20 protein-coding genes are annotated in these 22518 nt (G+C 68.3%); 5 read left to right on the top strand and 15 right to left on the bottom strand.

Annotated features, from left to right (window positions below; translation table 11 throughout):
- Window positions 1-157: 157 nt before the first annotated feature.
- Window positions 158-919, bottom strand: a complete 762-nt coding sequence (locus VQ067_RS17695) for an SDR family oxidoreductase (protein ID WP_003120415.1) — start codon at window positions 917-919, stop codon at window positions 158-160.
- 250 nt (window positions 920-1169) lie between these two features.
- On the opposite strand from VQ067_RS17695, the gene VQ067_RS17700 reads away from it, so the two are divergent.
- Together VQ067_RS17700 and VQ067_RS17705 are read left to right on the top strand one after the other, a co-directional pair.
- Window positions 1170-2174 (top strand): NADP-dependent oxidoreductase, encoded by a 1005-nt coding sequence (locus VQ067_RS17700; protein WP_340080873.1) that lies wholly within the window; start codon window positions 1170-1172, stop codon window positions 2172-2174.
- A 163-nt stretch (window positions 2175-2337) separates the two neighbouring features.
- A complete protein-coding gene (locus VQ067_RS17705; protein WP_003087559.1) occupies window positions 2338-4059 on the top strand; it encodes a SulP family inorganic anion transporter in 1722 nt (573 codons plus the stop codon).
- Here VQ067_RS17705 and VQ067_RS17710 read toward each other — a convergent pair.
- Entirely contained in the window at window positions 4040-5998 is a 1959-nt protein-coding gene (locus tag VQ067_RS17710) for a methyl-accepting chemotaxis protein (RefSeq protein ID WP_023106744.1), read from the bottom strand. The two genes, VQ067_RS17705 and VQ067_RS17710, sit on opposite strands and share 20 nt — an antisense overlap.
- 201 nt (window positions 5999-6199) lie before the next feature.
- On the opposite strand from VQ067_RS17710, the gene VQ067_RS17715 reads away from it, so the two are divergent.
- Window positions 6200-6607, top strand: a complete 408-nt coding sequence (locus VQ067_RS17715) for a DUF5086 domain-containing protein (protein ID WP_003087555.1) — start codon at window positions 6200-6202, stop codon at window positions 6605-6607.
- A 6-nt stretch (window positions 6608-6613) separates the two neighbouring features.
- Here the strand turns inward: VQ067_RS17715 and VQ067_RS17720 are convergent, their stop codons facing one another.
- A complete protein-coding gene (locus VQ067_RS17720) occupies window positions 6614-7222 on the bottom strand; it encodes a flavin reductase family protein (protein ID WP_003087553.1) in 609 nt (202 codons plus the stop codon).
- Between the two features lie 137 nt (window positions 7223-7359).
- Here VQ067_RS17720 and VQ067_RS17725 point away from each other — a divergent pair, with 137 nt between their 5' ends.
- A complete protein-coding gene (locus VQ067_RS17725; RefSeq protein ID WP_003087550.1) occupies window positions 7360-7707 on the top strand; it encodes a GFA family protein in 348 nt (115 codons plus the stop codon).
- Here VQ067_RS17725 and mnmH read toward each other — a convergent pair.
- From mnmH to VQ067_RS17740, 3 genes are all read right to left on the bottom strand, one after another.
- The gene (gene mnmH / locus VQ067_RS17730; RefSeq protein WP_003087548.1) at window positions 7686-8795 is read right to left on the bottom strand and encodes a tRNA 2-selenouridine(34) synthase MnmH; all 1110 of its coding nucleotides are present in this window, start codon (window positions 8793-8795) and stop codon (window positions 7686-7688) included. The two genes, VQ067_RS17725 and mnmH, sit on opposite strands and share 22 nt — an antisense overlap.
- The gene (gene selD, locus VQ067_RS17735) at window positions 8795-9829 is read right to left on the bottom strand and encodes a selenide, water dikinase SelD (RefSeq protein ID WP_003087546.1); all 1035 of its coding nucleotides are present in this window, start codon (window positions 9827-9829) and stop codon (window positions 8795-8797) included. Before selD ends, mnmH begins: the two co-directional genes overlap by 1 nt.
- Before the next feature lie 83 nt (window positions 9830-9912).
- Complete coding sequence (locus tag VQ067_RS17740) at window positions 9913-10191, bottom strand: hypothetical protein (RefSeq protein WP_003097836.1); 279 nt, start codon at window positions 10189-10191, stop codon at window positions 9913-9915.
- 114 nt (window positions 10192-10305) lie between these two features.
- Between VQ067_RS17740 and VQ067_RS17745 the strand changes: the two genes are divergently transcribed.
- A complete protein-coding gene (locus VQ067_RS17745; RefSeq protein WP_003087542.1) occupies window positions 10306-11343 on the top strand; it encodes a patatin-like phospholipase family protein in 1038 nt (345 codons plus the stop codon).
- A 3-nt stretch (window positions 11344-11346) separates the two neighbouring features.
- On the opposite strand, the gene VQ067_RS17750 is transcribed toward VQ067_RS17745, so the two are convergent.
- The 9 genes from VQ067_RS17750 to VQ067_RS17790 form a co-directional block, all read right to left on the bottom strand.
- Window positions 11347-11952, bottom strand: a complete 606-nt coding sequence (locus tag VQ067_RS17750; protein WP_003110632.1) for a DUF4893 domain-containing protein — start codon at window positions 11950-11952, stop codon at window positions 11347-11349.
- A gap of 110 nt (window positions 11953-12062) precedes the next feature.
- Entirely contained in the window at window positions 12063-12971 is a 909-nt protein-coding gene (gene glsB / locus VQ067_RS17755) for a glutaminase B (RefSeq protein WP_003087537.1), read from the bottom strand.
- A gap of 120 nt (window positions 12972-13091) precedes the next feature.
- Complete coding sequence (locus VQ067_RS17760; RefSeq protein WP_003087534.1) at window positions 13092-13784, bottom strand: response regulator; 693 nt, start codon at window positions 13782-13784, stop codon at window positions 13092-13094.
- Between the two features lie 100 nt (window positions 13785-13884).
- Window positions 13885-16542: a sensor histidine kinase gene (locus tag VQ067_RS17765; protein WP_003140123.1), complete on the bottom strand. Its 2658-nt coding sequence runs from the start codon at window positions 16540-16542 to the stop codon at window positions 13885-13887.
- A gap of 107 nt (window positions 16543-16649) precedes the next feature.
- Window positions 16650-17201, bottom strand: a complete 552-nt coding sequence (gene kdpC, locus VQ067_RS17770; RefSeq protein ID WP_003136152.1) for a potassium-transporting ATPase subunit KdpC — start codon at window positions 17199-17201, stop codon at window positions 16650-16652.
- A 53-nt stretch (window positions 17202-17254) separates the two neighbouring features.
- Window positions 17255-19327, bottom strand: coding sequence for a potassium-transporting ATPase subunit KdpB (kdpB, locus tag VQ067_RS17775; protein ID WP_003087527.1), 2073 nt, complete (start codon window positions 19325-19327; stop codon window positions 17255-17257).
- A gap of 11 nt (window positions 19328-19338) precedes the next feature.
- The gene (gene kdpA / locus VQ067_RS17780; protein ID WP_023091989.1) at window positions 19339-21033 is read right to left on the bottom strand and encodes a potassium-transporting ATPase subunit KdpA; all 1695 of its coding nucleotides are present in this window, start codon (window positions 21031-21033) and stop codon (window positions 19339-19341) included.
- A gap of 10 nt (window positions 21034-21043) precedes the next feature.
- Window positions 21044-21133 (bottom strand): K(+)-transporting ATPase subunit F, encoded by a 90-nt coding sequence (locus VQ067_RS17785; protein WP_003097848.1) that lies wholly within the window; start codon window positions 21131-21133, stop codon window positions 21044-21046.
- Between the two features lie 187 nt (window positions 21134-21320).
- On the bottom strand, window positions 21321-22475 hold the full coding sequence (locus tag VQ067_RS17790) for an acyl-CoA dehydrogenase family protein (protein WP_003109952.1): 1155 nt from the start codon (window positions 22473-22475) through the stop codon (window positions 21321-21323).
- Window positions 22476-22518 lie beyond the last annotated feature (43 nt).

Raw genomic sequence — 22518 nt, forward strand, 5'->3', positions numbered from 1 at the left:
ATTGTTATTGCTCCGATGCGATGGAGACGGGCTCAGGCCCCGGATTCTCGACCCAGGTTAGTCCCCCGGCAGTGGCCTGGCGCGCCAAACCGCGCGCCGACCTGTAACAGAATGCGAATGCCCCGCGCCGGGGCATCCCGATTGTATCGCCGCCCGCTCAGATCGCCGTCGCCCCGCCGTCCACTGGCAAGGCGATACCGGTGGTGAAGCCCGCGTGGTCGCTGCACAGGTAGAGCACCGCGGCGGCGATTTCCTCGACCCGTCCGACCCGACCCAGCGGATGCATCGCGGCGGCGAACTCGGCCTTGCGCGGATCGGCCTCGTAGGCGCGGCGGAACATGTCGGTGTCGATCACCGCCGGACACACGGCGTTGACGCGGATGCCCTTCTTCGCGTACTCGATCGCCGCCGATTTGGTCAGGCCGATCACCGCGTGCTTGGAAGCAGCGTAGATGCTCATCTTCGGCGCCGCGCCGAGCCCGGCGACCGAGGCGGTGTTGACGATCGCGCCGCCGCCCTGGGCCAGCATCAGCGGGATCTGGTGCTTCATGCACAACCAGACGCCCTTCACGTTGACAGCCATGATGGCGTCGAACTCGGCTTCGTTGCCGTCGGCCAGCTTGCCCTGCTCGATCTCGATGCCGGCGTTGTTGAAGGCGTAGTCGAGACGGCCGTAGGCCGCCGCGCAACCCTCGACCAGCGCCTTGACCTCGGCGTCACGGGTGACGTCGCAGCGAATGAAGAGGGCTTCGCCACCTGCCTGGCGGATCGCTTCGACCGTGCCCTCGCCGCCGGCGCTGTCCAGGTCGGCGACCACCACCTTGACCCCGGCGGCGGCGAAGGCCAGCGCGGTAGCGCGGCCGATGCCCGCCGCACCGCCAGTGACCAGTGCGACCTGGCCGGAAAGAAGTTTGCTCATCTGCTGCTCCTCGGAAAATCGCCTTCCGCCAACCGCGACGGAACCGGGCCGCGCCAGTCTAGCCAGGGCCGGCGCAAGGCATAGCACTATCAGGGGACTGGAGGATGGGCCATCCAGCCCGCTGATAAGACTGATGGCGGCGAATCATCAGCATAGATGACCGGTCATTTCCGCACTCGCCTTCGCTTGCCGCCGGCGCCGGCGCCGGCTATCCCTAGGGGCCTGTTTCCCGACATTCGAGTGCCCTGCCATGACCTCCCAGATCAATCGGCAATACCAGTTGGCCCAGCGTCCCAGCGGGCTGCCCGGCCGCGACACCTTCAGTTTCGTCGAGACCCCGCTCGGCGAGCCGGCCGAGGGCCAGATCCTGGTGAAGAACGAGTACCTGTCGCTGGACCCGGCGATGCGCGGCTGGATGAACGACGCCCGCTCCTACATCCCGCCGGTGGGGATCGGCGAGGTGATGCGCGCGCTCGGCGTCGGCAAGGTGCTGGTTTCGAAGCACCCCGGCTTCCAGACCGGCGACTACGTCAACGGCGCCCTCGGCGTGCAGGACTATTTCGTCGGCGAGCCCAAGGGTTTCTACAAGGTCGACCCGTCCCGCGCGCCGCTGCCGCGCTATCTCTCGGCGCTGGGCATGACCGGCATGACCGCCTACTTCGCGTTGCTCGACGTCGGCCAGCCGAAGAGCGGCGAGACCGTGGTGATCTCCGGCGCCGCCGGTGCGGTGGGCAGCGTTGCCGGGCAGATCGCCAGGCTCAAGGGGTGCCGGGTGGTGGGCATCGCCGGCGGCGCCGAGAAATGTCGCTTCCTGGTCGAGGAGCTGGGCTTCGACGGCGCCATCGACTACAAGAACGAAGACCTCGCCGCCGGACTCAAGCGCGAATGCCCGAAGGGCATCGATGTGTTCTTCGACAACGTCGGCGGCGAAATCCTCGACACGGTGCTCACCCGTATCGCCTTCAAGGCACGCATCGTCCTCTGCGGGGCGATCAGCCAGTACAACAACAAGGAAGCGGTGCGCGGCCCGGCCAACTACCTGTCGCTGCTGGTCAATCGGGCGCGCATGGAAGGCATGGTGGTGATGGACTATGCCCAGCGCTTCCCAGAAGGCCTGAAGGAGATGGCCACCTGGCTGGCGGAAGGCAAGCTGCAATCGCGCGAGGACATCGTCGAAGGCCTGGAGACCTTCCCCGAGACCCAGCTCAAGCTGTTCAGCGGGGAAAACTTCGGCAAGTTGGTGTTGAAGGTCTGAGGTCCGCCGCCGGCGCGAAGAAGCGGCGGATAGCGCCTTGCGCTATCCGCCCTGCGCCTCGCCTCGAAGAGCGTGTGCACTGAAGAAATAATGATTCCCGGCAATCCTGCCGCCTGTCCTTCGGGCTAAGCTGCGGCATCCGCGCCTGCAAGGAATCAGCCGCATGCCACTCGCCCGCTGGGTACCCGGACTCGATAGCCTGCTCCACTACCGCCGCGCCTGGTTCCGTCCGGATGTCCAGGCCGGGCTGTCGGTGGCGGCGATCCAGATCCCCACCGCCATCGCCTACGCCCAGATCGCCGGCTTCCCACCCCAGGTAGGCCTCTATGCATGCATCCTGCCGATGCTGATCTACGCCCTGATCGGCAGCTCGCGCCAGTTGATGGTCGGCCCCGACGCGGCGACCGCGGCGATGGTCGCCGCCGCCATCACCCCGCTGGCGGCGGGCGACCCGCAGCGCCTGGTGGACCTGTCGATGATCGTCGCGATCATGGTCGGGCTGTTCTCCATCGTCGCCGGCCTGGCCCGCGCCGGATTCATCGCCAGCTTCCTCTCGCGACCGATCCTGGTCGGCTACCTCAACGGCATCGGCCTGAGCCTGCTGGTCGGGCAACTGGGCAAGCTGTTCGGCTACGAGGCGGCGACCAGCGGCTTCGTCGCCGGCATCCTCGCGCTGCTGGAGAACCTGCTGCACATCCATTGGCCGACGCTGATCCTCGGCAGCCTCTCGCTCTTGCTGATGGTGCTGCTGCCGCGGCGCTTCCCGCAGTTGCCCGGGGCGCTCTGCGGCGTCCTCCTGGCCAGTCTCGCCGCGGCGCTGCTGGGCCTGGATCGCTACGGCGTGGAACTGCTTGGCGAGGTACCGGCCGGGCTGCCGCAACTGAGCTGGCCGCAGACCAGCCTGGAGGAACTGAAAAGCCTGCTGCGCGACGCCACCGGCATTACCGTGGTCAGCTTCTGCAGCGCCATGCTCACCGCGCGCAGCTTCGCCGCCCGCCACGGCTACAGCATCAACGCCAACCACGAATTCGTCGCCCTCGGCCTGGCCAACATCGGCGCCGGGGTCTCCCAGGGCTTCGCCATCAGCGGCGCCGACTCCCGCACCGCGGTGAACGACATGGTCGGCGGCAAGACCCAACTGGTCGGCGTGGTCGCCGCGCTGGTGATCGCCGCCACCCTGTTGCTGCTGAACAAGCCCCTGGGCTGGGTGCCGATGCCGGCGCTCGGCGCGGTCCTGTTGCTGGCCGGCTGGGGCCTGATCGACGTGCAGGCGCTGAAAGGCTTCTGGAAGCTCAGCCGCTTCGAGTTCAGCCTCTGCCTGCTGACCACCGTCGGCGTGCTCAGCGTCGGCGTGCTGCCGGGAATCTTCGTCGCCGTCAGCATCGCCGTACTGCGCCTGCTCTACTACACCTATCGCCCAAGCGACGCGGTGCTCGGCTGGATGCACGGCATCGACGGCCAGGTCGAGCTGGCCAAGTACCCGCAGGCCACCACTCTTCCCGGCCTGGTGATCTACCGCTTCGACGCCCCCCTGTTGTTCTTCAACGCCGACTACTTCAAGCAGCGGGTGCTTGCCGTGGTGGACGGCAGCGAGCGGCCGAATGCGGTGCTGCTCAACGCCGAAGCCATGACCAACCTCGACATCAGCGGCCTGGCCACCCTCCACGAGGTGCAACAGATCCTCAAGGCCCAGGGCGTGCACCTATCGCTGGCGCGGGTGACCGGGCAGACGCTGGACCTGCTGCAACGCTCGAGCATGCTCGGCGAGATCAAGCCGCCGCTGGTGTTCAGCTCGGTGCGTTCGGGGGTCAGTGCTTATCGCTACTGGCTGCGCCAGCAGGAAAGACTCGCCGCCCAGGCCGCGGCTACAAGCGGAAATGCCTGACCATGCCCTGTAGTTCGCGCCCCAGCTCCGCCAGTTGTTCGCTGGACGAAGCCGTCGACTGCATGGCCTGGGCCGACTGATCGGCCACCTCGCGGATCGCCGTGACGCTGCGGTTGATCTCCTCGGCGACCGCGCTCTGCTGCTCGGAGGCCGCGGCGATCTGCTGGTTCATCTGCTGGATCAGCGCCACCGCCGTAGCGATGTTGCCCAGCGCCGCCTCGGTCTGCAACGCGTCGTCGACGCTCTGGTCCACCAACTGGTGGCTGCGCTGCATACGCTGCACCGCCTGCTGCGTGCCATTCTGCAAGGCACCGATCAGGGTCTCGATCTCGGCCGTGGACTGTTGGGTGCGCCGCGCCAGCGCCCGCACCTCGTCGGCGACCACGGCGAAGCCTCGACCCTGGTCGCCGGCCCGCGCCGCCTCGATGGCGGCGTTCAGCGCCAGCAGGTTGGTCTGCTCGGCCACGCTCTTGATCACGTCCAGCACGCTGCCGATGCGCTGGCTGTCGGCGCTCAGCGCCTCGACGCTGGCGGTGGCCGCGCGCACCGCCTCGGCCAGTCGCTCGATCCGCTCCAGGGTCTGGCGTACCACCTCCTGGCCGACGCTGACCTTGCCGTCGGCGCTTTCCGCCGACCCCGCGGCTTCCTCGGCGTTGTGCGCCACTTCGTGGACGGTGGCGGCCATCTGGTTCATCGCCGTGGCCACCTGTTCGGTTTCCGCCCGCTGGCTGTCGATTCCCAGGCGGGTGCGCGTGGTAACGCCGGACAGCGCCTCGGAAGCGCCGGCAATCCGCCCGACGCCGTCCTGCAACTGGCTGACGATACCGCGCAGGCTGCCGGTCATGGCGCGCATCGCGGCCATCAGTTGGCCAACCTCGTCGCGCCGCTCGCTGTCGACCCGTACCGCCAGGTCGCCTTCGGCGATCCGCTGCGCCACACCCATCGCCTGGCGCAGCGGACGGACGATCAGCAGGCTGATGCCGAAGGCCGCGCCCAGGCCCACCAGCAGCGCCAGCACGGCGGCGCCGACGATCAGCAGGGAGTTTGTCCGCAGGCTGTGGAGCATGGCCTGCTGCTGCGCCTCCCAGCTACGGTCGACACGCGCCATCACCTGCCCGGCACGCTCGCCCATGGCGGCGTACATCTGCCGCTCCTGGCGCTGGCTGGCGCGATACTCGGCGAGCTTGTCGGCGAAACCGCGGATATTGGTCAGCACGTCCTTGACCACCGACACGTAGGCATCGTCGGTGATCGCCTGCTCCAGCCGGGCGGCCAGCTCCAGCGCCTCGCGCAGCGATTTCGGCGGCCCCTCCTGCGCATCCGCGGCGCGCGCTTCGAGACGCGAGCGGGCCTCGTCCAACCCCTGCAGGACCAGGCGATTGACCTGGGCGACCTGGGCCGCCTGCTGCAACAGCGGTTCGCCGTCGCGTCCCTGGCTCTCCTTCAGCGCATAGGCGCCATCCTCGGCCAGGCTGGACTGGAGGATATCGAGGCTGTTGGCGGCGCCGTTCAGCGACCAGCTGGCGCTTTCCCAAGCCAACTGGCGTCCCTGGATGGACTGCTCGAAGCGGCCAAACGCTTCGAGGTATGCCGCCAGCACCTGCTCCACCTCGGCCATGCCAAGCGCCTGATCGGCGTCGCCGTCGGCCTTGAGCCGGCCCACCCGTTCAAGGGTCGCGGCCAGGCGCTGGCGCAAGCGCTCGGCGTCACTCTTTTCCCCGTGCAGGGCAAAGTCCTTCTCGGCCTGGCGAACCTCCAGCACGTCGCGATTGATCGCGCTCATCTCCTGCAGGCGCGCGAAGCGCTGCCCCAGCGCATGCAGCGAGAGCACCGCGAGCGCGGCCACCAGCGCGGTCAACAGCAGGACCAGGGTAAAACCGATGGCCAGTTTCTTCGCCGTGCCGAGATCGGCCAGACGCCTGCGCAGCAACCCCAGCATGACTCCCCTCCCCCGTGACGCGCCGTCTGCGTGCGCATTTCCCGCTGTGTCGCGCGTTTTTCGCCGAACCTGAGCGGCCGGGCAAGGTAGTGGCTCGATAATGGCCAGGAGAGATATGCGCAGGTCGTTTCCAGGATATCCGGGCTGACGTCGGGCGGCCGCGGAGCCATACTGGACGCCCCATGGAAAAAGGAGCTTGCCATGCGTCCCGTATTGCCGCTGTTGCTGTCGCTGAGTCTGTGCGCCCCCGCCCTGGCCGACTGGAGCGGCCCGATCGAGCAGCCGCTCTGGTCGTTGCCGGCGGCGCCGGGCCTGTCGCGCTGGCTGATCGTGCACAACCTGTCGAGCGCGGCGGCCGACGGCCTGTACCACGTCGAGGTCCTGGAGCGCCGCCAGGGCCAGCAGCCCTGGCAGTTCCAGCGCCTGGCCGCGCACCTGGCGCTGACCGAACAAGCGCTGCGCGCGAGTATCGTGGCGCCGCTGAAGCGCGGCGGGGTGTATCCGGAAAGCTACCAGTTCGCCTATCGCCAGTGGCAGGAACGCCAGGCCGCGGGCCAGGCGCCGGTGTGCCGGCGCACGGTCGACGAGTGCCTGCGGGCGCCGGACTGAGCCCGACTACCTGGGCCGGATCATGCTGAACGTGTCGCGGGTATAGCTGTAGTGGCTGCCGCCCAGGCGACCGACCAGGTCGAGCCTGTCGCTATCCACATGGCGCTCGTCGGCCAGCACGGCATCGTCGACATGGGCCAGCAGCACGCGGGCGAAGATCAGGTGGCAATTGGGGTTCTCCGCCGGATACGGCTTGATCTCCGCCACCTCGCACTCGAAGGCCACCGCCGCCGCGGCGATCCGCGGCGGCGCCACGCGTACGCTGGACACGGTAGGGATGCCGACCGTCTCGATCTCGCTCACGCCATGGGGCAGCCAGGCGGAGGTGGCGTTCATGGTCTCTGCCTGGGCGGCGCCGACCAGGTGGATCACCAACTGCCCGGTGGCCTGGACGTTGCGCAGGGTGTCCTTGAGGCTGCCGTCGTCGCGCAGGCTGACGTTGACCATCAGGGTCGGCGGCTCGTCGCTGATCACCTGGAAGAAGCTGAACGGGGCCAGGTTGCTGGCGCCCTCGGCGGACAGGGTCGAGACCCAGGCAATCGGTCGCGGGGTGACGGTGGAAGCCAACCAGCGATAGGCCTCGGCGGGAGCGATGGTGGTGAAGTCCAGTTGCATGGCGGTCTCGCGGAAATCGACGGAGGGGACGCCGATTATGCCGCAGCCCCGCAGCTCTCGCGACCGTCTGCGCCGAGGCCCTGCGCCACCTGGAAGCAGCGGCTAGACTTGCCCTACCCTCACCCAGGAGCCCTGCCATGAACTATCGAGGAAGCTGCCACTGCGGAACCATCGCCTACGAAGTCGAAGGCGACCTCGACCAGGTGATCCAGTGCAACTGTTCACTGTGCAGCCGGCGCGGCTGGCTGCTGTGGTTCGTCCCGCGCGACCGTCTGGCGCTGAAGACGCCGGCCAGCGCGATGCACACCTACACCTTCAACACCCATCGCCTGCAGCATCACTTCTGCCCCACCTGCGGCTGCGCGCCGTTCAGCGAAGGCATAGGCCCGGACGGCCAGGCGATGGCCGCGGTCAACGCGCGCTGCCTGGAGGACATCGACGCCAGCGCGCTCCCGGTACAGCACTACGATGGCCGCAACGCCTGACGCTGGCGCAGGTAGCCGATCACCTCGGCCTGGTTGCCGCGGAACTCGACGCGGTCTTCCTTGCTCTGCCGCTGGAAGGCGTACATCGGGTCGTAGTACTCCTTGAGCAGCCCCTCGATCCAGCCGCGATGGGTATCCACCGAGCCGTCGCGGCCCTGCTCTTCCAGCGCCTGCACGAGGATCGCCGCCAGCCGCTGGTAGCGCTCGCCGCCGAGGCGCTTGACGATGCCGGCGAGGCTCTTCTGCAGGTAGGCGGAGAAGGCGGCGAAGCCCTCCTCCACGCCCACCACGCGCTCGAACTCGCTGCGCAGATCGATCACGTAGTCCCTGAGGATACGCTCGACACGCTGCTCGAAGGCATCCTCCAGCCAGACCAGCGGGTAGCCCTGCATGCCCTGGTACAGCTCCAGCGGCAAGGAGCAGCTGCCGACGATCCGCCCCTCGTCCTCGAGGACGAACTGGCCGACGCCACGATGACGCTTCTTCAGGATGTCGATGGCCAGGCGGTTCTCGAAGTCGATCTGCGCCGGCTGCGGCGTGGCTCGCCGGCCAAAGCTGGAGCCGCGGTGGTTGGCGTGGCCTTCGAGATCGAGGCTGTTGTCCAGCGCCGCGATCACCTCGGTCTTGCCGCAACCGGTGAGGCCGCCGACCAGCACGAAATCGCACTCGTCGACCGCCGCTCGGGTGGTTTCGAAAAGGAAGTTGCGCAACGCCTTGTAGCCGCCGATCACCCGTGGGTAGTCGATGCCGGCGTCCTGCTTCAGCCACTGCTGGACGATCTGCGAGCGCAGGCCGCCGCGGAAGCAATACAGGTAGCCGTTCGGGTTGGCTTCGGCGAAGGCTTTCCAGGCCGCCAGCCGTTCGGCCTTGAGCGCCCCGCAGACCAGTTCGTGACCAAGGGCGATGGCGGCCTGCTGGCCGTGCTGCTTATAGCTGGTGCCGACCTTCTGCCGCTCGATGTCGTTCATCAGCGGCCGGTTGACCGTGTTGGGAAAGGCGCCCTTGTGGTACTCCACCGGGGCGCGCACATCCATCAGAGGGATATCGTCGAGAAACAGCTCGCGGTAGTGCTGGGTGTTGTCGCGCATTACAGCACCTGTACCGCGAGACTCTGTCGCTCGACCAGTTCGCCGATCGGCGCCAGTTGCAGGCCGAGTTCCGCCGCCACGGCGAGGAACTCCGCCTCGCCTTCCGGAGCCACCGCCACCAGCAGGCCGCCGCTGGTCTGCGGATCGCAAAGCAACAGCTTCTGCACCTCCGGCAGTGGCGCGATGCGCTCGCCATAGCTGTCGAAGTTGCGCAGGGTGCCGCCGGGCACGCAGCCCTGCTCCAGATAATATTCGGCACTGGCCAGGCGCGGCACCGCGGCGTACTCAACGCGCGCGGTGAGCTTGCTGCCGTCGGCCATTTCCACCAGGTGGCCGAGCAGGCCGAAACCGGTGACGTCGGTCATCGCCTTGACCCCGGCCAATCGACCGAAGCGCGCGCCGGGCCTGTTCAGGGTGCACATCCAGTCGCGCGCCACGCCGACGTCCTCGGCGCGCAGCCTGGCCTTCTTCTCGGCAGTGGTGAGGATGCCGATGCCCAGCGGCTTGGTCAGGTACAGCCTGCAGCCGGCCTCGGCGGTGTCGTTGCGTTTCATGAAACGCTTCTCCACCACGCCGGTCACGGCCAGGCCGAAGATCGGCTCGGGGGCGTCGATGGAGTGTCCGCCGGCCAGCGGGATGCCGGCTTCCTCGCAGACCTTGCGGCCGCCGGCGATCACCTCGCGGGCGACTTCCGCGGCCAGTACGTTGACCGGCCAGCCGAGGATGGCGATGGCCATCAGCGGGTCGCCACCCATGGCGTAGATGTCGCTGATGGCGTTGGTCGCGGCGATACGGCCGAAATCGAAGGGGTCGTCGACGATCGGCATGAAGAAATCGGTGGTGGAGACCACCCCGCGCTCCTCGTCGAGGGCGTAGACAGCCGCGTCGTCGCGCGAGGCGTTGCCGACCCAGAGCTTCGGATCGAGGTTCTGCGCGCCGCTGCCGGCGAGGATCACCTCCAGTACCTTGGGCGAAATCTTGCAGCCGCAGCCGGCGCCGTGGCTGTACTGGGTCAGGCGGATCGCCTCGCTCATCGGTGTACTCCCGTGGATGTCGGAAAAGTGCCCATTCTAGCAAAGCCGGCGCCGCCGCCAGAGGGCCGATCGCCGCGCCCGGCTCAGCGCCCGGCGCGCGACTCGCGGATATAGAAGCGCGCCTTCTCGGCCTTGCTGGTGCAGCCCTCGTAGGCTTCGAACTGCTGCTGGGTCTTGGCCCCGGTGAGCAGGGTCAGGGCCTTCGAGTAGCTGACGGTGCCGGCGAAGCCTTCGGCCTTGGCCAGGTCAAGTTCCTTCCAGGCCGCGTCCAACTGGTCGGCGCAGTTCTCCCGGTAGGCGGTCTTGCCGGCGCAGCCGGCCAGGGTCAGGGCAAGGACGGGCAGAACGATCCAGGTTTTCATCGAACGATCTCCGGACAGGGAAAGGGCCGCGCATCGCCGCGACGCACTTGGCGGCGGCCGGGCGACACGCGTATCGTTTTCGCTTCGTCACGCAGTATTGGCAAGGGGTTGCAGATGAGCAAACAGGTCGCCCTGGTATTGGGCTCCGGCGGTGCGCGCGGCTACGCGCACATCGGCGTGATCGAGGAACTCGAGGCGCGCGGCTATGAGATCACCTGCATCGCCGGTTGTTCCATGGGCTCGGTGATCGGCGGCATCTACGCCGCCGGCAAGCTGCGCGAGTACCGCGAGTGGGTGGAAAGCCTGGATTACCTCGACGTGCTGCGCCTGCTCGACGTCAGCTTCCGCCTCGGCGCAATCCGCGGCGAGCGGGTGTTCGGCAAGATCCACGAGATCCTCGGCGAGGTGAACATCGAGGACCTGTCGATCCCCTACACGGCGGTTGCCACCGACCTCACCAACCAGCAGGAAATCTGGTTCCAGGAAGGCTGCCTGCACCAGGCCATGCGCGCCTCGGCGGCGATCCCCAGCCTGTTCACCCCGGTCATGCAGGGCAGCCGCATGCTGGTCGACGGCGGCCTGCTCAACCCGTTGCCGATCGTGCCGGTGGTGTCGGCCCACAGCGACCTGATCATCGCGGTCAACCTCAACGCCACCAACCAGAAGCAATACCACCTGCCGGTGATCGAGCGTCCGGCCGCGCTCAAGGGGCGCTTCGACAGCATGATCGAGAGCCTCGGCCACAAACTCTCGTTCTTCCGCCGCCACGGCGACGACAATACCCCGCCGGAGCTGAGCGCCGACGCCCTGCTCCATCCGGTTCCGGCGGAATCCGAGGAGCCCGCCGAGCCGCAACTGCAACAGCCGGCCGCGGCGCCGCAAGGCAAGGACTCGCCGAAGTCGGCCAGCGGCACCACGGTGGTGGAAAGCAGCGGTCCGGCATCACTGCTGGAACTGGTCAACCAGAGCTTCGAGGTGATGCAGACCTCGCTGGCGCAGTACAAGATCGCCGGCTACCCGCCGGACATCCTGATCAACGTGCCGAAGCGGGTCTGCCGCTTCTTCGAGTTCTACAAGGCGCCGGAGTTGATCGCCCTCGGCCGGCAGATCGCCAGCGACACCCTGGACCGCTACGAGGAAGACAACGCCTGAGCCTCAGCGGCTGAACTCGAGGACCTCGTAGCCGCCGCGCCGTTCCGGGAACAGCAGGAGGAAGCCGCCGGCGTGCGGGCGCAGCAGCGCGACCACGTCGGACTCAGCCGGCGCGCCGTGGGCCAGGCCACTGAAGGCCACCTGGGGCTCGTCGTTGACCGTGGCGCCGCCGAGGAACACGTAGCGCTGCGTGCCTTCGCGGAACAGGTAGCCGCTGACCCGCTGCGAACCGCTGGTCTTCTCCAGGAACAGGCCGCGGTCGGTACGCCGGATGCGGCACTGGAAGTTCGGATAGCGATAGATGCCGTACTGGTCGGCCTGGGTCGAGCGGCACTTCCAGTCGCCCAGCAGGCCTTTCTCGTCGACGGCGACGACGGGCTGCGCCAGGCTGAGTTCCAGTTGCTCCAGTTCCGGCAGGAATTCCTCGAAGGCACTGTCGTAGTAGCGCTTGTTGATGGCCTCGGCGTCCTGCTCGACGGCCAGCACGCTGCGCTGCTGCTGGTCGCTGGTATAGCCACGCCAGTCCGGCTCGGCGGCGCCGGCGTGCGCGCAGGCGGCGAGAACGGTGAGGCAGGCGAAGACACGGGAAACGGGAATCGGGCGGGACATGGCGACCATCCTGGCGAGTGGACCGGCGCATCCGGCGCCGGCAAGCGGTAGCCGCAGAACATAGCGCAGCGGCGCCGGGAATTCGAGCGCCACCACGACGGGCGGCGGTTTCAGAAGATCGACCAGCCGATCCGCTCGCTGAGTTTCTCCAGCGCGGCGATACCCGCCAGCGAATTGCCCGCGGCGTTCAGCTCCGGCGACCAGACGCAGACCGTGAAGCGCCCCGGCACCACCGCGATGATGCCGCCGCCGACGCCGCTCTTGCCCGGCAGGCCGACCCGGTAGGCAAAGTTGCCGGCCTCGTCGTAGAGCCCGCTGGTGGCCATGATCGCGTTGACCTGCTTGGTCTGCCGCTCGTTGAGCACCTGCTCGCCGCTGTGCTTGCAGAAGCCCTTGTCGGCGAGGAAGCAGAACGCCCGCGCCAGGTCGACGCAGCTCATGCGCAACGCGCAATGATGGAAATAGCTGAGCAGCACCGCCTCGACGTCGTTGTGGAAGTTGCCGAACGATTTCATCAGGTAGGCCGCCGCCGCGTTGCGCGAGCGGTGCTGGTACTCCGAGCGCGCCACCACCGAGTCCGACACCACTTCCGGGTTGCCGCACAGGCGCCGGACGAAATCGCGCATCGATTGCGCCGGCGCGGCGAAACGCGACTGGTTGATGTCGCAGATCACCAGGGCGCCGGCATTGATGAACGGATTGCGCGGCTTGCCGCGCTCGAACTCCAGCTGCACCAGGGAGTTGAAAGGCTGGCCGGAGGGCTCGTGGCCGAGGCGTTGCCAGATGTCCTCGCCGGAATGCTGGATCGCCTGGACCAGGCTGAACACCTTGGAAATGCTCTGGATGGAAAACGGCCGCAGGGCGTCGCCGGCATGGAACAGCTCGCCGTCGCGGCTGTACACGGCGATCCCCAGTTGGTTCGGCTCGACGCCGGCGAGCGCGGGAATGTAGTCGGCGACCTTGCCGCGCCCGATCAGCGGGCGGACTTCATCGAGAATCTCGTTCAACAGTTGCTGCATGATGACCTTCGTCGTGACACCGGGGCGCCGACCCGGCGCATCCGGGCCAGCGCGAATGCGCGGCATCATAGGCGATGAACGCGCGGGAGGCATGCCCCTCGCGCAGAATTGCGCTGCGCGTCAGCTGTCGCGCAGGCGATAGCCGACGCCCGCCTCGGTCACCAGGAAGCGCGGGCTGGCCGGATCGTCGCCGAGTTTCTGCCGCAGGTGGCCGACCACGACCCGCAGGTAATGGGTGTCTTCGACGTGGGTCGGGCCCCAGATATCCTTGAGCAGTTGCTGCTGGGTCACTACCCGTCCGAGATGGCGTGCCAGCGCGGCGAGCACCGCGTACTCCTTACGCGTCAGCGCCACTTCCGCACCCTCCAGGGTGACCCGGCGATAGGCGAAGTCCACCTGCAACGGGCCGACCGCCACCGCCGCCTCCGGGCTTTCGCCCTGCGCCGCCTGGCGCAGCAGGACGCGCACGCGGGCGAGGAACTCCTGGATGCCGAACGGCTTGGTCACGTAGTCGTTGGCGCCACCGTCCAGGGCCAGCACCTTCTCGCCCTCGCTGGCGCGCACCGACAGCACCAGCACCGGCACCTGCGACCATTCGCGCAGGTCGCGGAGGATGTCCTGGCCGTCGCGGTCCGGCAGGCCGAGGTCGAGCACCACCAGGTCCGGCCGGTTCAGCGCGGCCTGGGCCAGCCCCTCTTCGCCGGTGCCGGCCTCGAGTACCCGGTAGCCCTGGGCATTGAGGCTGATACGGAGGAACTTGCGGATCTGCGGTTCGTCGTCGATCAGCAGGATGCTGTTCTGCAATTGGGTCATGGCACTCGGCACGGCAGGTGAACACGGCGACGAGCCAGCGGCGGCGTCGCGCAAACGGCAGGAATAGCGCGAGCGCGGGCGCCAGGCAAGTGCGCCGGGCTCATTCGTCGCCCTCCAGTTGCCCGAGGTCCGGCTGCGGATGCAGCGGCAGGTGCAGGACCAGCGTGGTGCCGCGACCGTCGAGGCCTTCGCCGACGCTGATGCGCCCGCCGTGGGCGCCGATCATGCCCTGGCAGATCGCCAGGCCCAGGCCGGTGCCCTGGCCACCGCGGTCGCCACGGGCAGCGGTGTAGAACATGTCGAAGATCTTCTCCCGCTCGGCCTCGGGAATCCCCGGCCCCTCGTCGCTCACCGCGAAACGCAGCTCGGCGGCATCCTGGCTGACCTCGATGCGCAACCGGCCGTGGCTCGGCGAGAAGCGCGCGGCATTTTCCAGCACGTTGATCAGCGCCTGTTCGATCAGCGCCGCATGCACGTAGAGCAACGGCAGGTCGTTGGCCACGATCGCCTGCACCCGGTACGGCGCCAGCACCGCACGCAGGCGGTTCAGCGCGCTGCCGACGATGTCGCCCGGCGCCACCCAGTCGCGCGCCAGCTTCAGGCCACCGTGGCCGAGACGGGTCATGTCGAGCAGGTTCTGGATATAGCGGTCCAGTCGCTCGGCCTCGTCGCGGGTGCTTTCCAGCAGTTCGCGACGATCCGCCGGCGGGATCGCCTCGCCCAGCGCCAGCAGGCTGTCGATGGAACCGCGCATGGCCGTCAGCGGCGTGCGCAGGTCGTGGGACACCGAGGCGAGCAAGGCGCTGCGCAGTTGCTCGGTTTCGCCGTGCAGGCGCGCGGCCTCCAGGTCCTCGGCCAGGCGAGCCCGCGCCAGGGCCTGGGCCAGGGGCTGGCCGAGGGCGGCGAGCAGGCGCCGGCGCTGCGGGCTCAGCGGCTGGCCGTCCAGCGGCGCGACGCCGAGCAGTGCCAGCGGCCCCTCTTCCGCCGACAGCGGCCACCACCACCAGCGTCCTCCGGGCAGCGTGCCAGTACCGAGGCCGGCCGGCTGGTCGTGGGCCCAGGCCCAGTCGGCGGCGACCCGTTCCTGGTCGGCGAGTTGCCGCTGCACGCCGGCCTCGGTCTTCCACTCGCCATTGACCTGACCGAGCAGGCAGACCTCGACGTCCTTCCAGTCGTCGAACTGCTGGGCGGCGGCGGCCAGCACCGCCTGGCGGTCGGTGGCGGCGGTGAGCTTGCGCGACAGCTCCAGCAGCAGGCTGGTTTCCTCCTGGGTATCACGCAGCGCCTCCAGCTGGCGCCGCTGGCGTGCCGCCAGGTTGCCGGTGAGGCCGGCCATGAACAGGAAGAACGCCAGGCTCAGCAGGTCTTCATGGCGATGGATGGCGAAGGAAAAATGCGGTGGGATGAACAGGAAGTCATAGGCCAGGAACGACGCCACCGCGCACAGCAGTGCCGGCATCAGGCTGCTGCGCACTGCCACCAGCAGCACCGCCATCAGGAACACCAGGGAGATGTTCGGCAGTTCCAGCAGGTGCGCCACGACCCAGGCCAGGCCGCTGGCCAGGGCGGTCGCCAGCAGCGCCAGCAGATAGTCGTTCCACACCACCGGATAGCGTGGCCGCGGTTCCGCCGGGCGCAGGTCGGCCTCGCTGTCCAGGGCACTGATCTCCAGGCCCTGGCCGTCGCGCAGCAGGCGCCCGGCGAGACCACCGCCGAAGGCCCGGCGGTACCAGCGGCGCCGCGACTGGCCAACCAGGACCAGGCTGGCGCGGCGCTCGCGGGCATGTTGCAGGAGGGTCCGCGCCACCTCGCCGGCGCGCAGCACGACGATCTCGCCGCCGAGCCGCTCGGCCAGTTGCTGCGCACCCTGCAGGCGCATCCGCGCCTGCTCGCCGCGCAAGCCGCCGGTATCGACGTGTACCACGCTCCAGGGCAGGTGCCGACGTTCGGCGACCCGGCAGGCGTGGCGCACCAGGCGTTCGGCCTGTTCGTCACCGTCGATGCCCACCAGCAGCCGCCCGCGCAACGCCGGCGCCTCCTCGCCGCGCTGGCGGTAGCGGTGGTTGAGGTCGGCGTCGACCCGCGCGGCGGCGGTCTGCATCGCCAGTTCACGCAGCGCGGTGAGGTTGGTCTGCGAGAAGAACGCATCGATCGCCGCCCGCGCCTGTTCCGGCACGTAGACCTTGCCCTCGCGCAGGCGCTCCAGCAGCTCGCGCGGCGGCAGGTCGATGAGGACGATCTCGTAGGCCTCCTGCAACACCCAGTCCGGCACCGTCTCGCGGACCTGCACGCCGGTGATGTCGCGGACCTGGTCGTTGAGGCTCTCCAGGTGCTGGACGTTGACCGTTGTGTAGACGTCGATTCCCGCCGCCAGCAACTCCTGGATGTCCTGCCAGCGCTTGGCGTGGCGGCTGCCGGGAACGTTGCTGTGGGCCAGTTCGTCGACCAGGGCCAGCGCCGGCGGGTCGGCGAGGAGACCGTCGAGGTCCATTTCTTGCAGTTTCATCCCTCGATACTCGAGGCTGCGCAGCGGCTGCTGCGGCACGCCTGCGAGGAGGGACTCGGTTTCCGCCCGCGAGTGGGTCTCGACCACCCCGGCGCGCAGTTTCACGCCCTGGCGCAACTGGGCCTGGGCGGCCTGCAGCATGGCGAAGGTCTTGCCCACCCCCGGCGCCGCGCCGAGAAAGACTTTCAGGCGGCCGCGCCCGTCAGCGGGCAGGTCGGCCAGCAGCGCGTCGGCGCGTGCGGTGTCGGTCATGGATCGGTCGTACTCCGTTGCTCTGCGCCGCGCGGGGCGGACGATCGCCGGCGATCATCCGCCGATGCGGCGATATTGCAAGCCCTTGCGTGGGTCTCTGGGGAAACCTAGCGCTTCAACCCCGTCAGCGCCATGTTCAGCGCCAGCACGTTGACCACCGCCGGCCCCACCAGCGGCCGCTCGGTGTGGCTTTCCACCAGGTCTTCCACCAGCCGCAGCGGCAGCCCGCGCGCCGTGGCCACCCGCAGCGCCTGGTAACGCGCGGCCTGCGGCGGCAGCTGCGGATCGAGTCCGCTACCGGAGGTAGTGACCAGCGCCAGCGGCACCGGCCCCTGGTCGGCGATACGCTCCTGGGCGGCGTCCCTGGCGATGCGCTCGGCCAGTGCCGGGTTGCTCGGCGCCAGGTTGCTCGCGGCACTGGAAACGGTGGCGTAGTCGCCCGCCGAAGGCCGCGAATGGAACCACTCCTCGCCGTCGAACTTCTGCGCGATCAGCCGCGAGCCGAGCACCTTGCCCTCGGCGTCGCGCAGCAGGCTGCCATTGGCCTGCTCGGGGAACGCCAGTTGGGCGATACCGGTGACCAGCAGCGGATAGGCCACGCCGGTGACCAGGCTCAGCACCAGCAGTGACGCCAGTGCCGGACGGAGTTGCTTGAACATGTGCAGATCCTCTCTTCAGTCCCAGGCCCTCACCCGACGGCGAGGGCCGTTGTTCATGCCAGGCCGACGGCGGTCAGCAGCAGGTCGATCGCCTTGATCCCGAGGAACGGCGCCACCAGGCCGCCGACGCCATAGATCAGCAGGTTGCGCTGCAGCAGTTGCGAAGCGTCCGCCGCCTGCACCCGCACGCCGCGCAAGGCCAGTGGGATCAACGCGACGATGATCAGCGCGTTGAACACGATGGCCGACAGGATCGCGCTCTGCGGGCTTTGCAGGCGCATCACGTTGAGCACGTCGAGCTGCGGGTAGATGCCGACGAACAGCGCCGGCAGGATGGCGAAGTACTTGGCCACGTCGTTGGCGATGGAGAAGGTGGTCAGCGCGCCGCGGGTGACCAGCAACTCCTTGCCCACCTGGACCACGTCGAGCAGCTTGGTCGGGTCGCTGTCCAGGTCGACCAGGTTGGCCGCCTCGCGGGCGGCCTGGGTGCCGTCGTTCATGGCCATGCCGACGTCGGCCTGGGCCAGCGCCGGGGCGTCGTTGGCACCGTCGCCGCACATCGCCACCAGGCGACCTTCGCCCTGCTCCTGGCGAATCCGCGCCAGTTTCTTCTCCGGGGTAGCCTCGGCGATCACGTCGTCGACCCCAGCCTCGGCGGCGATGGCAGCGGCGGTCAGCGGGTTGTCGCCGGTCACCATCACAGTGCGGATGCCCAGCCGGCGCAGTTCGGCGAAGCGCTCGCGAATGCCCGGCTTGACCACGTCCTTCAGGTGAATGGCGCCGAGCAGCCGGCCGTTGGCTACCACCAGCAGCGGGGTGCCGCCGCTCTGGGCGATCTTGTCTACCTCCCGCGAAAGCACCTCGGGCATCTTCTCCCGCGGCAGGTCGATGAAGCGCAGCGCCGCATCCACCGCCCCCTTGCGGTACACCTGGCCGTTCCAGTCGACCCCGGACAGGCGGGTTTCCGCGCTGAAGGCGATCGGCGTCAGCTCCTCGCGGCGCGGCTCCTCGATCGGATGCAGGATGCGCAGGTATTCGACGATCGACTTGCCTTCCGGCGTGTCGTCGGCCAGCGAGGCCAGCAACGCGCCCTCGGCCAGTTCCTTGCCGCTCACCCCCGGCGCGGCGTACAGCGCGCTGCAGCGGCGGTTGCCGAAGGTGATGGTGCCGGTCTTGTCGAGCAGCAGCACGTGGACGTCGCCGGCCGCCTCCACCGCGCGACCGGACTTGGCGATCACGTTCAGGCGCACCAGGCGGTCCATGCCGGCGATGCCGATGGCCGAGAGCAGGCCGCCGATGGTGGTCGGGATCAGCGTCACCAGCAGCGCCACCAGGAACACCAGCGGCAGGTTGCCGCCGGCGAACAGGGCGAACGGCTTGAGGGTCACCACCACCAGCAGGAAGATCAGGGTCAGGCCGATCAGCAGGATGTCCAGCGCCACTTCGTTGGGGGTCTTCTGCCGCTTGGCGCCTTCCACCAGGGCGATCATCCGGTCCAGGGTCGACTCGCCCGGGTTGGCGCCGATCCGCACCAGCAGCCAGTCGGACACCACCTGGGTGTTGCCGGTCACCGCCGAGCGATCGCCGCCGGACTCGCGGATCACCGGCGCCGATTCGCCGGTGATGGCGGCCTCGTTGACCGCCGCCACGCCTTCGATGACTTCGCCGTCGCCGGGAATCATCTCGCCGGCCTGGACCCGTACCACGTCGCCCTTGCGCAGGCTGCTGGCAGCGACGCTCTCGAAACTGCCGTCGGCGCGCCGCTTATTGGCGGAGAGGCCCTGGCTGCCGGCCTTGAGACTGTCCGCGCGGGCCTTGCCACGCCCCTCGGCGAGCGCTTCGGCGAAATTGGCGAAGAGCACGGTGAACCACAGCCAGAGGGCGATCTGCAGCGCCACCGAGGTCGGCACCGCCTGGTCGGGGACGAAGCACAGCAAGGTGGTGAGCACGGCGGTCAGTTCGACCACCAGCATCACCGGCGAGCGCAGCAACTGGCGCGGGTCGAGCTTGACGAAGGCTTGCAGCAGCGCCGGCCGCCACAAGGCGGCGAGGCTGGTGGACGCGTTGTGGCGACGTTCGAGCGATTTGTGCAAGGCGTTCTTGGACGCCTGGGTCTGAGCGTTCATGTGCGATTCCTTCAGAAGCCGAGGCTCAGTTGTTCAGCGATCGGGCCGAGGGCCAGGGTCGGCAGGAAGGTCAGGCCGCCGACCAGCAGGATGGTCACGGTGAGCAGGCTGACGAACAGCGGACCATGGGTCGGGAAACTGTTCGGCCCCACCGGGCTGGCCTTCTTCGCCGCCAGGCTGCCGGCGATGGCGAGGATCGGCAGGATGTAGCCGAAGCGGCCGATGAGCATGGCCAGGCCGATCATCAGGTTGTGGAACGGCGTGTTGGCACCGAAACCGGCAAACGCCGAGCCGTTGTTGGCGCTCCCCGAGGTGTAGGCGTAGAGCAGTTGGCTGAAACCGTGCGGGCCGGGGTTGGTCACCGCCGAGGCCGGTCCCGGCAGGCTGGCGGCAATGGCGCCGAGCACCAGCACGCCGACAGGCATCACCAGGAGGGTGAAGACCAGCAGGCGGACCTCCTTCGCCTCGAGCTTCTTGCCCAGGTACTCCGGCGTCCGCCCGACCATCAGGCCGGCGAGGAACACCGCGATCAGGACGAACAGCAGCATGCCGTAGAGGCCGGCGCCGACGCCGCCGAAGATCACCTCGCCGAGCATCATGTTCAGCAGCGGCAGCATGCCGCCCAGGGGGCTCAGGCTGTCGTGCATGGCGTTCACCGAGCCGTTCGAGGCGGCGGTGGTGGTGATCGCCCAGAGCATGCTGGCGGCGGTGCCGAAGCGACTCTCCTTGCCCTCCATCGGTGCGCCCTGCTCGACCGGCAACTGCGCCAGCGCCGGGTTCGGCTGGTATTCGGCCCACAGCGACAGGCCCAGGCCGAGGCAGAACAGCAGCAGCATGCAGCCGAGGATCGCGCGGCTCTGGCGCAGGTCCTTCACGTAATGGCCGAAGGTGAATACCAGCGCCGCCGGGATCAGGATGATCGAGGCCACTTCGAACAGGTTGCTCCAGGCGCTCGGGTTCTCGAACGGATGGGCCGAGTTGACGCCGAAGAAGCCGCCGCCGTTGGTGCCCAGCTGCTTGATGGCGATCTGGCTGGCCGCCGGGCCGAGCGGGATGGTCTGCTCGGCGCCTTGCAAGGTGGTGGCATGGACGTAGTCGAAGAAGGTCTGCGGCACGCCCTGCCAGACCAGCAGCAGCGCCAGCAGCAGGCACAGCGGCAGCAGCACGTAGAGGGTGCCGCGGGTCAGGTCGACCCAGAAGTTGCCCAGCTGTCGTGTGGAGCGGCGGCTGATGCCGCGCGCCAGGGCCACCAGCACGCAGAGGCCGACCGCCGCGCTGACGAAGTTCTGCACCGTGAGGCCGACCATCTGGCTGAAGTAGCTCAGCGAGGCCTCGCCGCTGTAGGCCTGCCAGTTGGTGTTGGTGACGAAACTGACCGCGGTGTTGAACGCCAGGGTCCATTCCAGGCCCGGCAGGTGCTGCGGGTTCAGCGGCAGGCTGCCCTGCAGCATGAGGATCGAGAACAGCAGGACCAGGCCGGCCAGGTTGAATGCCAGCAGCGCCAGGGTGTAGGTCTTCCAGTCCTGCTCGCTCGCCGGATCGACGCCGAACAGGCGATAGCAGACGCGCTCCAGTGGCGCCAGCGGCGCGCTGAGGAGATTGCGTTGGCCTTCCATTACCTTGAAGCAGTAGCGCCCGAGGAACGGTGCAGGCACCAGGACCAGGGCGAAAAAGGCCAGGATCAAGAGAATCTCGTGGCTGTTCATGTGCCCTCCCCTAGGCACGGTCGGCGCGTAGCAGCGCCACCAGCAAATAGACGAACAGTCCCGTGGCCAGGGCCAGGGACAACCAATCCAGAACGGTCATGTGTGCGATCTCTCCTTCGAACGGCCTCTGCCGCTTGAGGGAAAGTCTCCGCAAAGGGGGCGTAAAGAAGCGATTCCGGGCCGCGCCGGACGGCATAAAGAAAGCGTAAAGAGTGGCGCGGACAGCGCCTGGGAGAGCAACCGGCCGGGGACTGCGCCACGGCCGGTGACAAGGCGAAGGATCGACGCTAGCCCTGGGCGGCGCGGATCATGTTGCGGGCGATCAGCAGTTGCTGGATCTGCGTGGTGCCCTCGTAGATGCGGAACAGTCGCACGTCGCGATAGAAGCGCTCGATCCCATAGTCGCCGATATAGCCGGCGCCGCCGAAGATCTGCACCGCGCGGTCGGCGACGCGGCCGCACATTTCCGAGGCGAACAGCTTGGCGCAGGACGCCTCGGTACCGACATCGCGGCCTTCGTCGCGCTGCCGCGCGGCGTCGATGACCATGCAGCGCGCCGCGTAGGCTTCGGCCTTGCTGTCGGCGAGCATTGCCTGGATCAACTGGAACTCGGCGATCGGCTGGCCGAACTGCTTGCGTTCCAGGGCATAGCGCAACGCATCCTCGAGCATCCGCTCGGCGACCCCCACGCAGACCGCGGCGATGTGCAGGCGGCCCTTGTCGAGCACCTTCATCGCGGTCTTGAAGCCGACGCCCTCGACCCCGCCGATCAACTGGCTGGCAGGCACCCGGCAGTCGTCGAAGATCACGTCACAGGTATGCGCGCCCTTCTGTCCCATCTTGCGATCCGGCTTGCCCAGGGACAGCCCGGGCGTACCGCGCTCGACGACGAAAGCGGAGATTCCGCCGGCGCCACGGATCGCCGGGTCGGTGCGTGCCATCACGGTGTAGATGCCGGCCTGCGGGGCGTTGGTGATGAAGCGCTTGGTACCGTTGAGCACGTAGTGCTGGCCGTCACGCACCGCCGTGGTCTTCAGCGAGGCGGCGTCGGAACCGGAGTCCGGTTCGGTGAGGCAGAACGAACTGAGCAGTTCGCCCGACGCCAGGCGCGGCAGGTAGCGCCGCTTCTGTTCTTCGGTGCCGTCGATGACGATGCCCTGGGAGCCGATGCCATTGTTGGTGCCCAGCAGCGAACGGAACGCCGGCGAGGTCCGCCCCAGTTCGAAGGCGATGCTCACCTCTTCCTCCATGGTCACCCCGAGGCCGCCGTAGGCCTCCGGGATCGACAGGCCGAACAGGCCCATCTCGCGCATGCGGGCGATGATCGCCTCGGGGATGCGGTCGGTTTCCGCCACCTCCTGCTCATGAGGCACCAGGCTTTCGCGGACGAACTGGCGGATGCTGTCCAGCAGCAGGTTCAGGGTTTCCGGATCACGAATCATGCTCACTCCAATAGGCCCTTAGGCCGGTTGCCATGATTCCGTC

Source organism: Pseudomonas sp. KBN12P06040 (genome assembly GCF_037574965.1).
Taxonomy (GTDB): Bacteria; Pseudomonadota; Gammaproteobacteria; order Pseudomonadales; family Pseudomonadaceae; genus Pseudomonas; species Pseudomonas aeruginosa.

What these genes read in the sequence shown, in the direction of transcription:
- VQ067_RS17740 (WP_003097836.1), bottom strand. Translation starts at nt 10,191, where the DNA reads ATGAAAACCTGGATCGTTCTGCCCGTCCTTGCCCTGACCCTGGCCGGC.
- selD (WP_003087546.1), bottom strand. Translation starts at nt 9,829, where the DNA reads ATGAGCGAGGCGATCCGCCTGACCCAGTACAGCCACGGCGCCGGCTGC.
- VQ067_RS17700 (WP_340080873.1), top strand. Translation starts at nt 1,170, where the DNA reads ATGACCTCCCAGATCAATCGGCAATACCAGTTGGCCCAGCGTCCCAGC.
- VQ067_RS17710 (WP_023106744.1), bottom strand. Translation starts at nt 5,998, where the DNA reads ATGCTGGGGTTGCTGCGCAGGCGTCTGGCCGATCTCGGCACGGCGAAG.
- VQ067_RS17695 (WP_003120415.1), bottom strand. Translation starts at nt 919, where the DNA reads ATGAGCAAACTTCTTTCCGGCCAGGTCGCACTGGTCACTGGCGGTGCG.
- mnmH (WP_003087548.1), bottom strand. Translation starts at nt 8,795, where the DNA reads ATGCGCGACAACACCCAGCACTACCGCGAGCTGTTTCTCGACGATATC.
- VQ067_RS17765 (WP_003140123.1), bottom strand. Translation starts at nt 16,542, where the DNA reads ATGACCGACACCGCACGCGCCGACGCGCTGCTGGCCGACCTGCCCGCT.
- VQ067_RS17760 (WP_003087534.1), bottom strand. Translation starts at nt 13,784, where the DNA reads ATGACCCAATTGCAGAACAGCATCCTGCTGATCGACGACGAACCGCAG.
- VQ067_RS17725 (WP_003087550.1), top strand. Translation starts at nt 7,360, where the DNA reads ATGAACTATCGAGGAAGCTGCCACTGCGGAACCATCGCCTACGAAGTC.
- kdpB (WP_003087527.1), bottom strand. Translation starts at nt 19,327, where the DNA reads ATGAACGCTCAGACCCAGGCGTCCAAGAACGCCTTGCACAAATCGCTC.
- kdpA (WP_023091989.1), bottom strand. Translation starts at nt 21,033, where the DNA reads ATGAACAGCCACGAGATTCTCTTGATCCTGGCCTTTTTCGCCCTGGTC.
- VQ067_RS17745 (WP_003087542.1), top strand. Translation starts at nt 10,306, where the DNA reads ATGAGCAAACAGGTCGCCCTGGTATTGGGCTCCGGCGGTGCGCGCGGC.
- VQ067_RS17750 (WP_003110632.1), bottom strand. Translation starts at nt 11,952, where the DNA reads ATGTCCCGCCCGATTCCCGTTTCCCGTGTCTTCGCCTGCCTCACCGTT.
- VQ067_RS17705 (WP_003087559.1), top strand. Translation starts at nt 2,338, where the DNA reads ATGCCACTCGCCCGCTGGGTACCCGGACTCGATAGCCTGCTCCACTAC.
- VQ067_RS17720 (WP_003087553.1), bottom strand. Translation starts at nt 7,222, where the DNA reads ATGCAACTGGACTTCACCACCATCGCTCCCGCCGAGGCCTATCGCTGG.
- VQ067_RS17790 (WP_003109952.1), bottom strand. Translation starts at nt 22,475, where the DNA reads ATGATTCGTGATCCGGAAACCCTGAACCTGCTGCTGGACAGCATCCGC.
- kdpC (WP_003136152.1), bottom strand. Translation starts at nt 17,201, where the DNA reads ATGTTCAAGCAACTCCGTCCGGCACTGGCGTCACTGCTGGTGCTGAGC.
- VQ067_RS17715 (WP_003087555.1), top strand. Translation starts at nt 6,200, where the DNA reads ATGCGTCCCGTATTGCCGCTGTTGCTGTCGCTGAGTCTGTGCGCCCCC.
- glsB (WP_003087537.1), bottom strand. Translation starts at nt 12,971, where the DNA reads ATGCAGCAACTGTTGAACGAGATTCTCGATGAAGTCCGCCCGCTGATC.
- VQ067_RS17785 (WP_003097848.1), bottom strand. Translation starts at nt 21,133, where the DNA reads ATGACCGTTCTGGATTGGTTGTCCCTGGCCCTGGCCACGGGACTGTTC.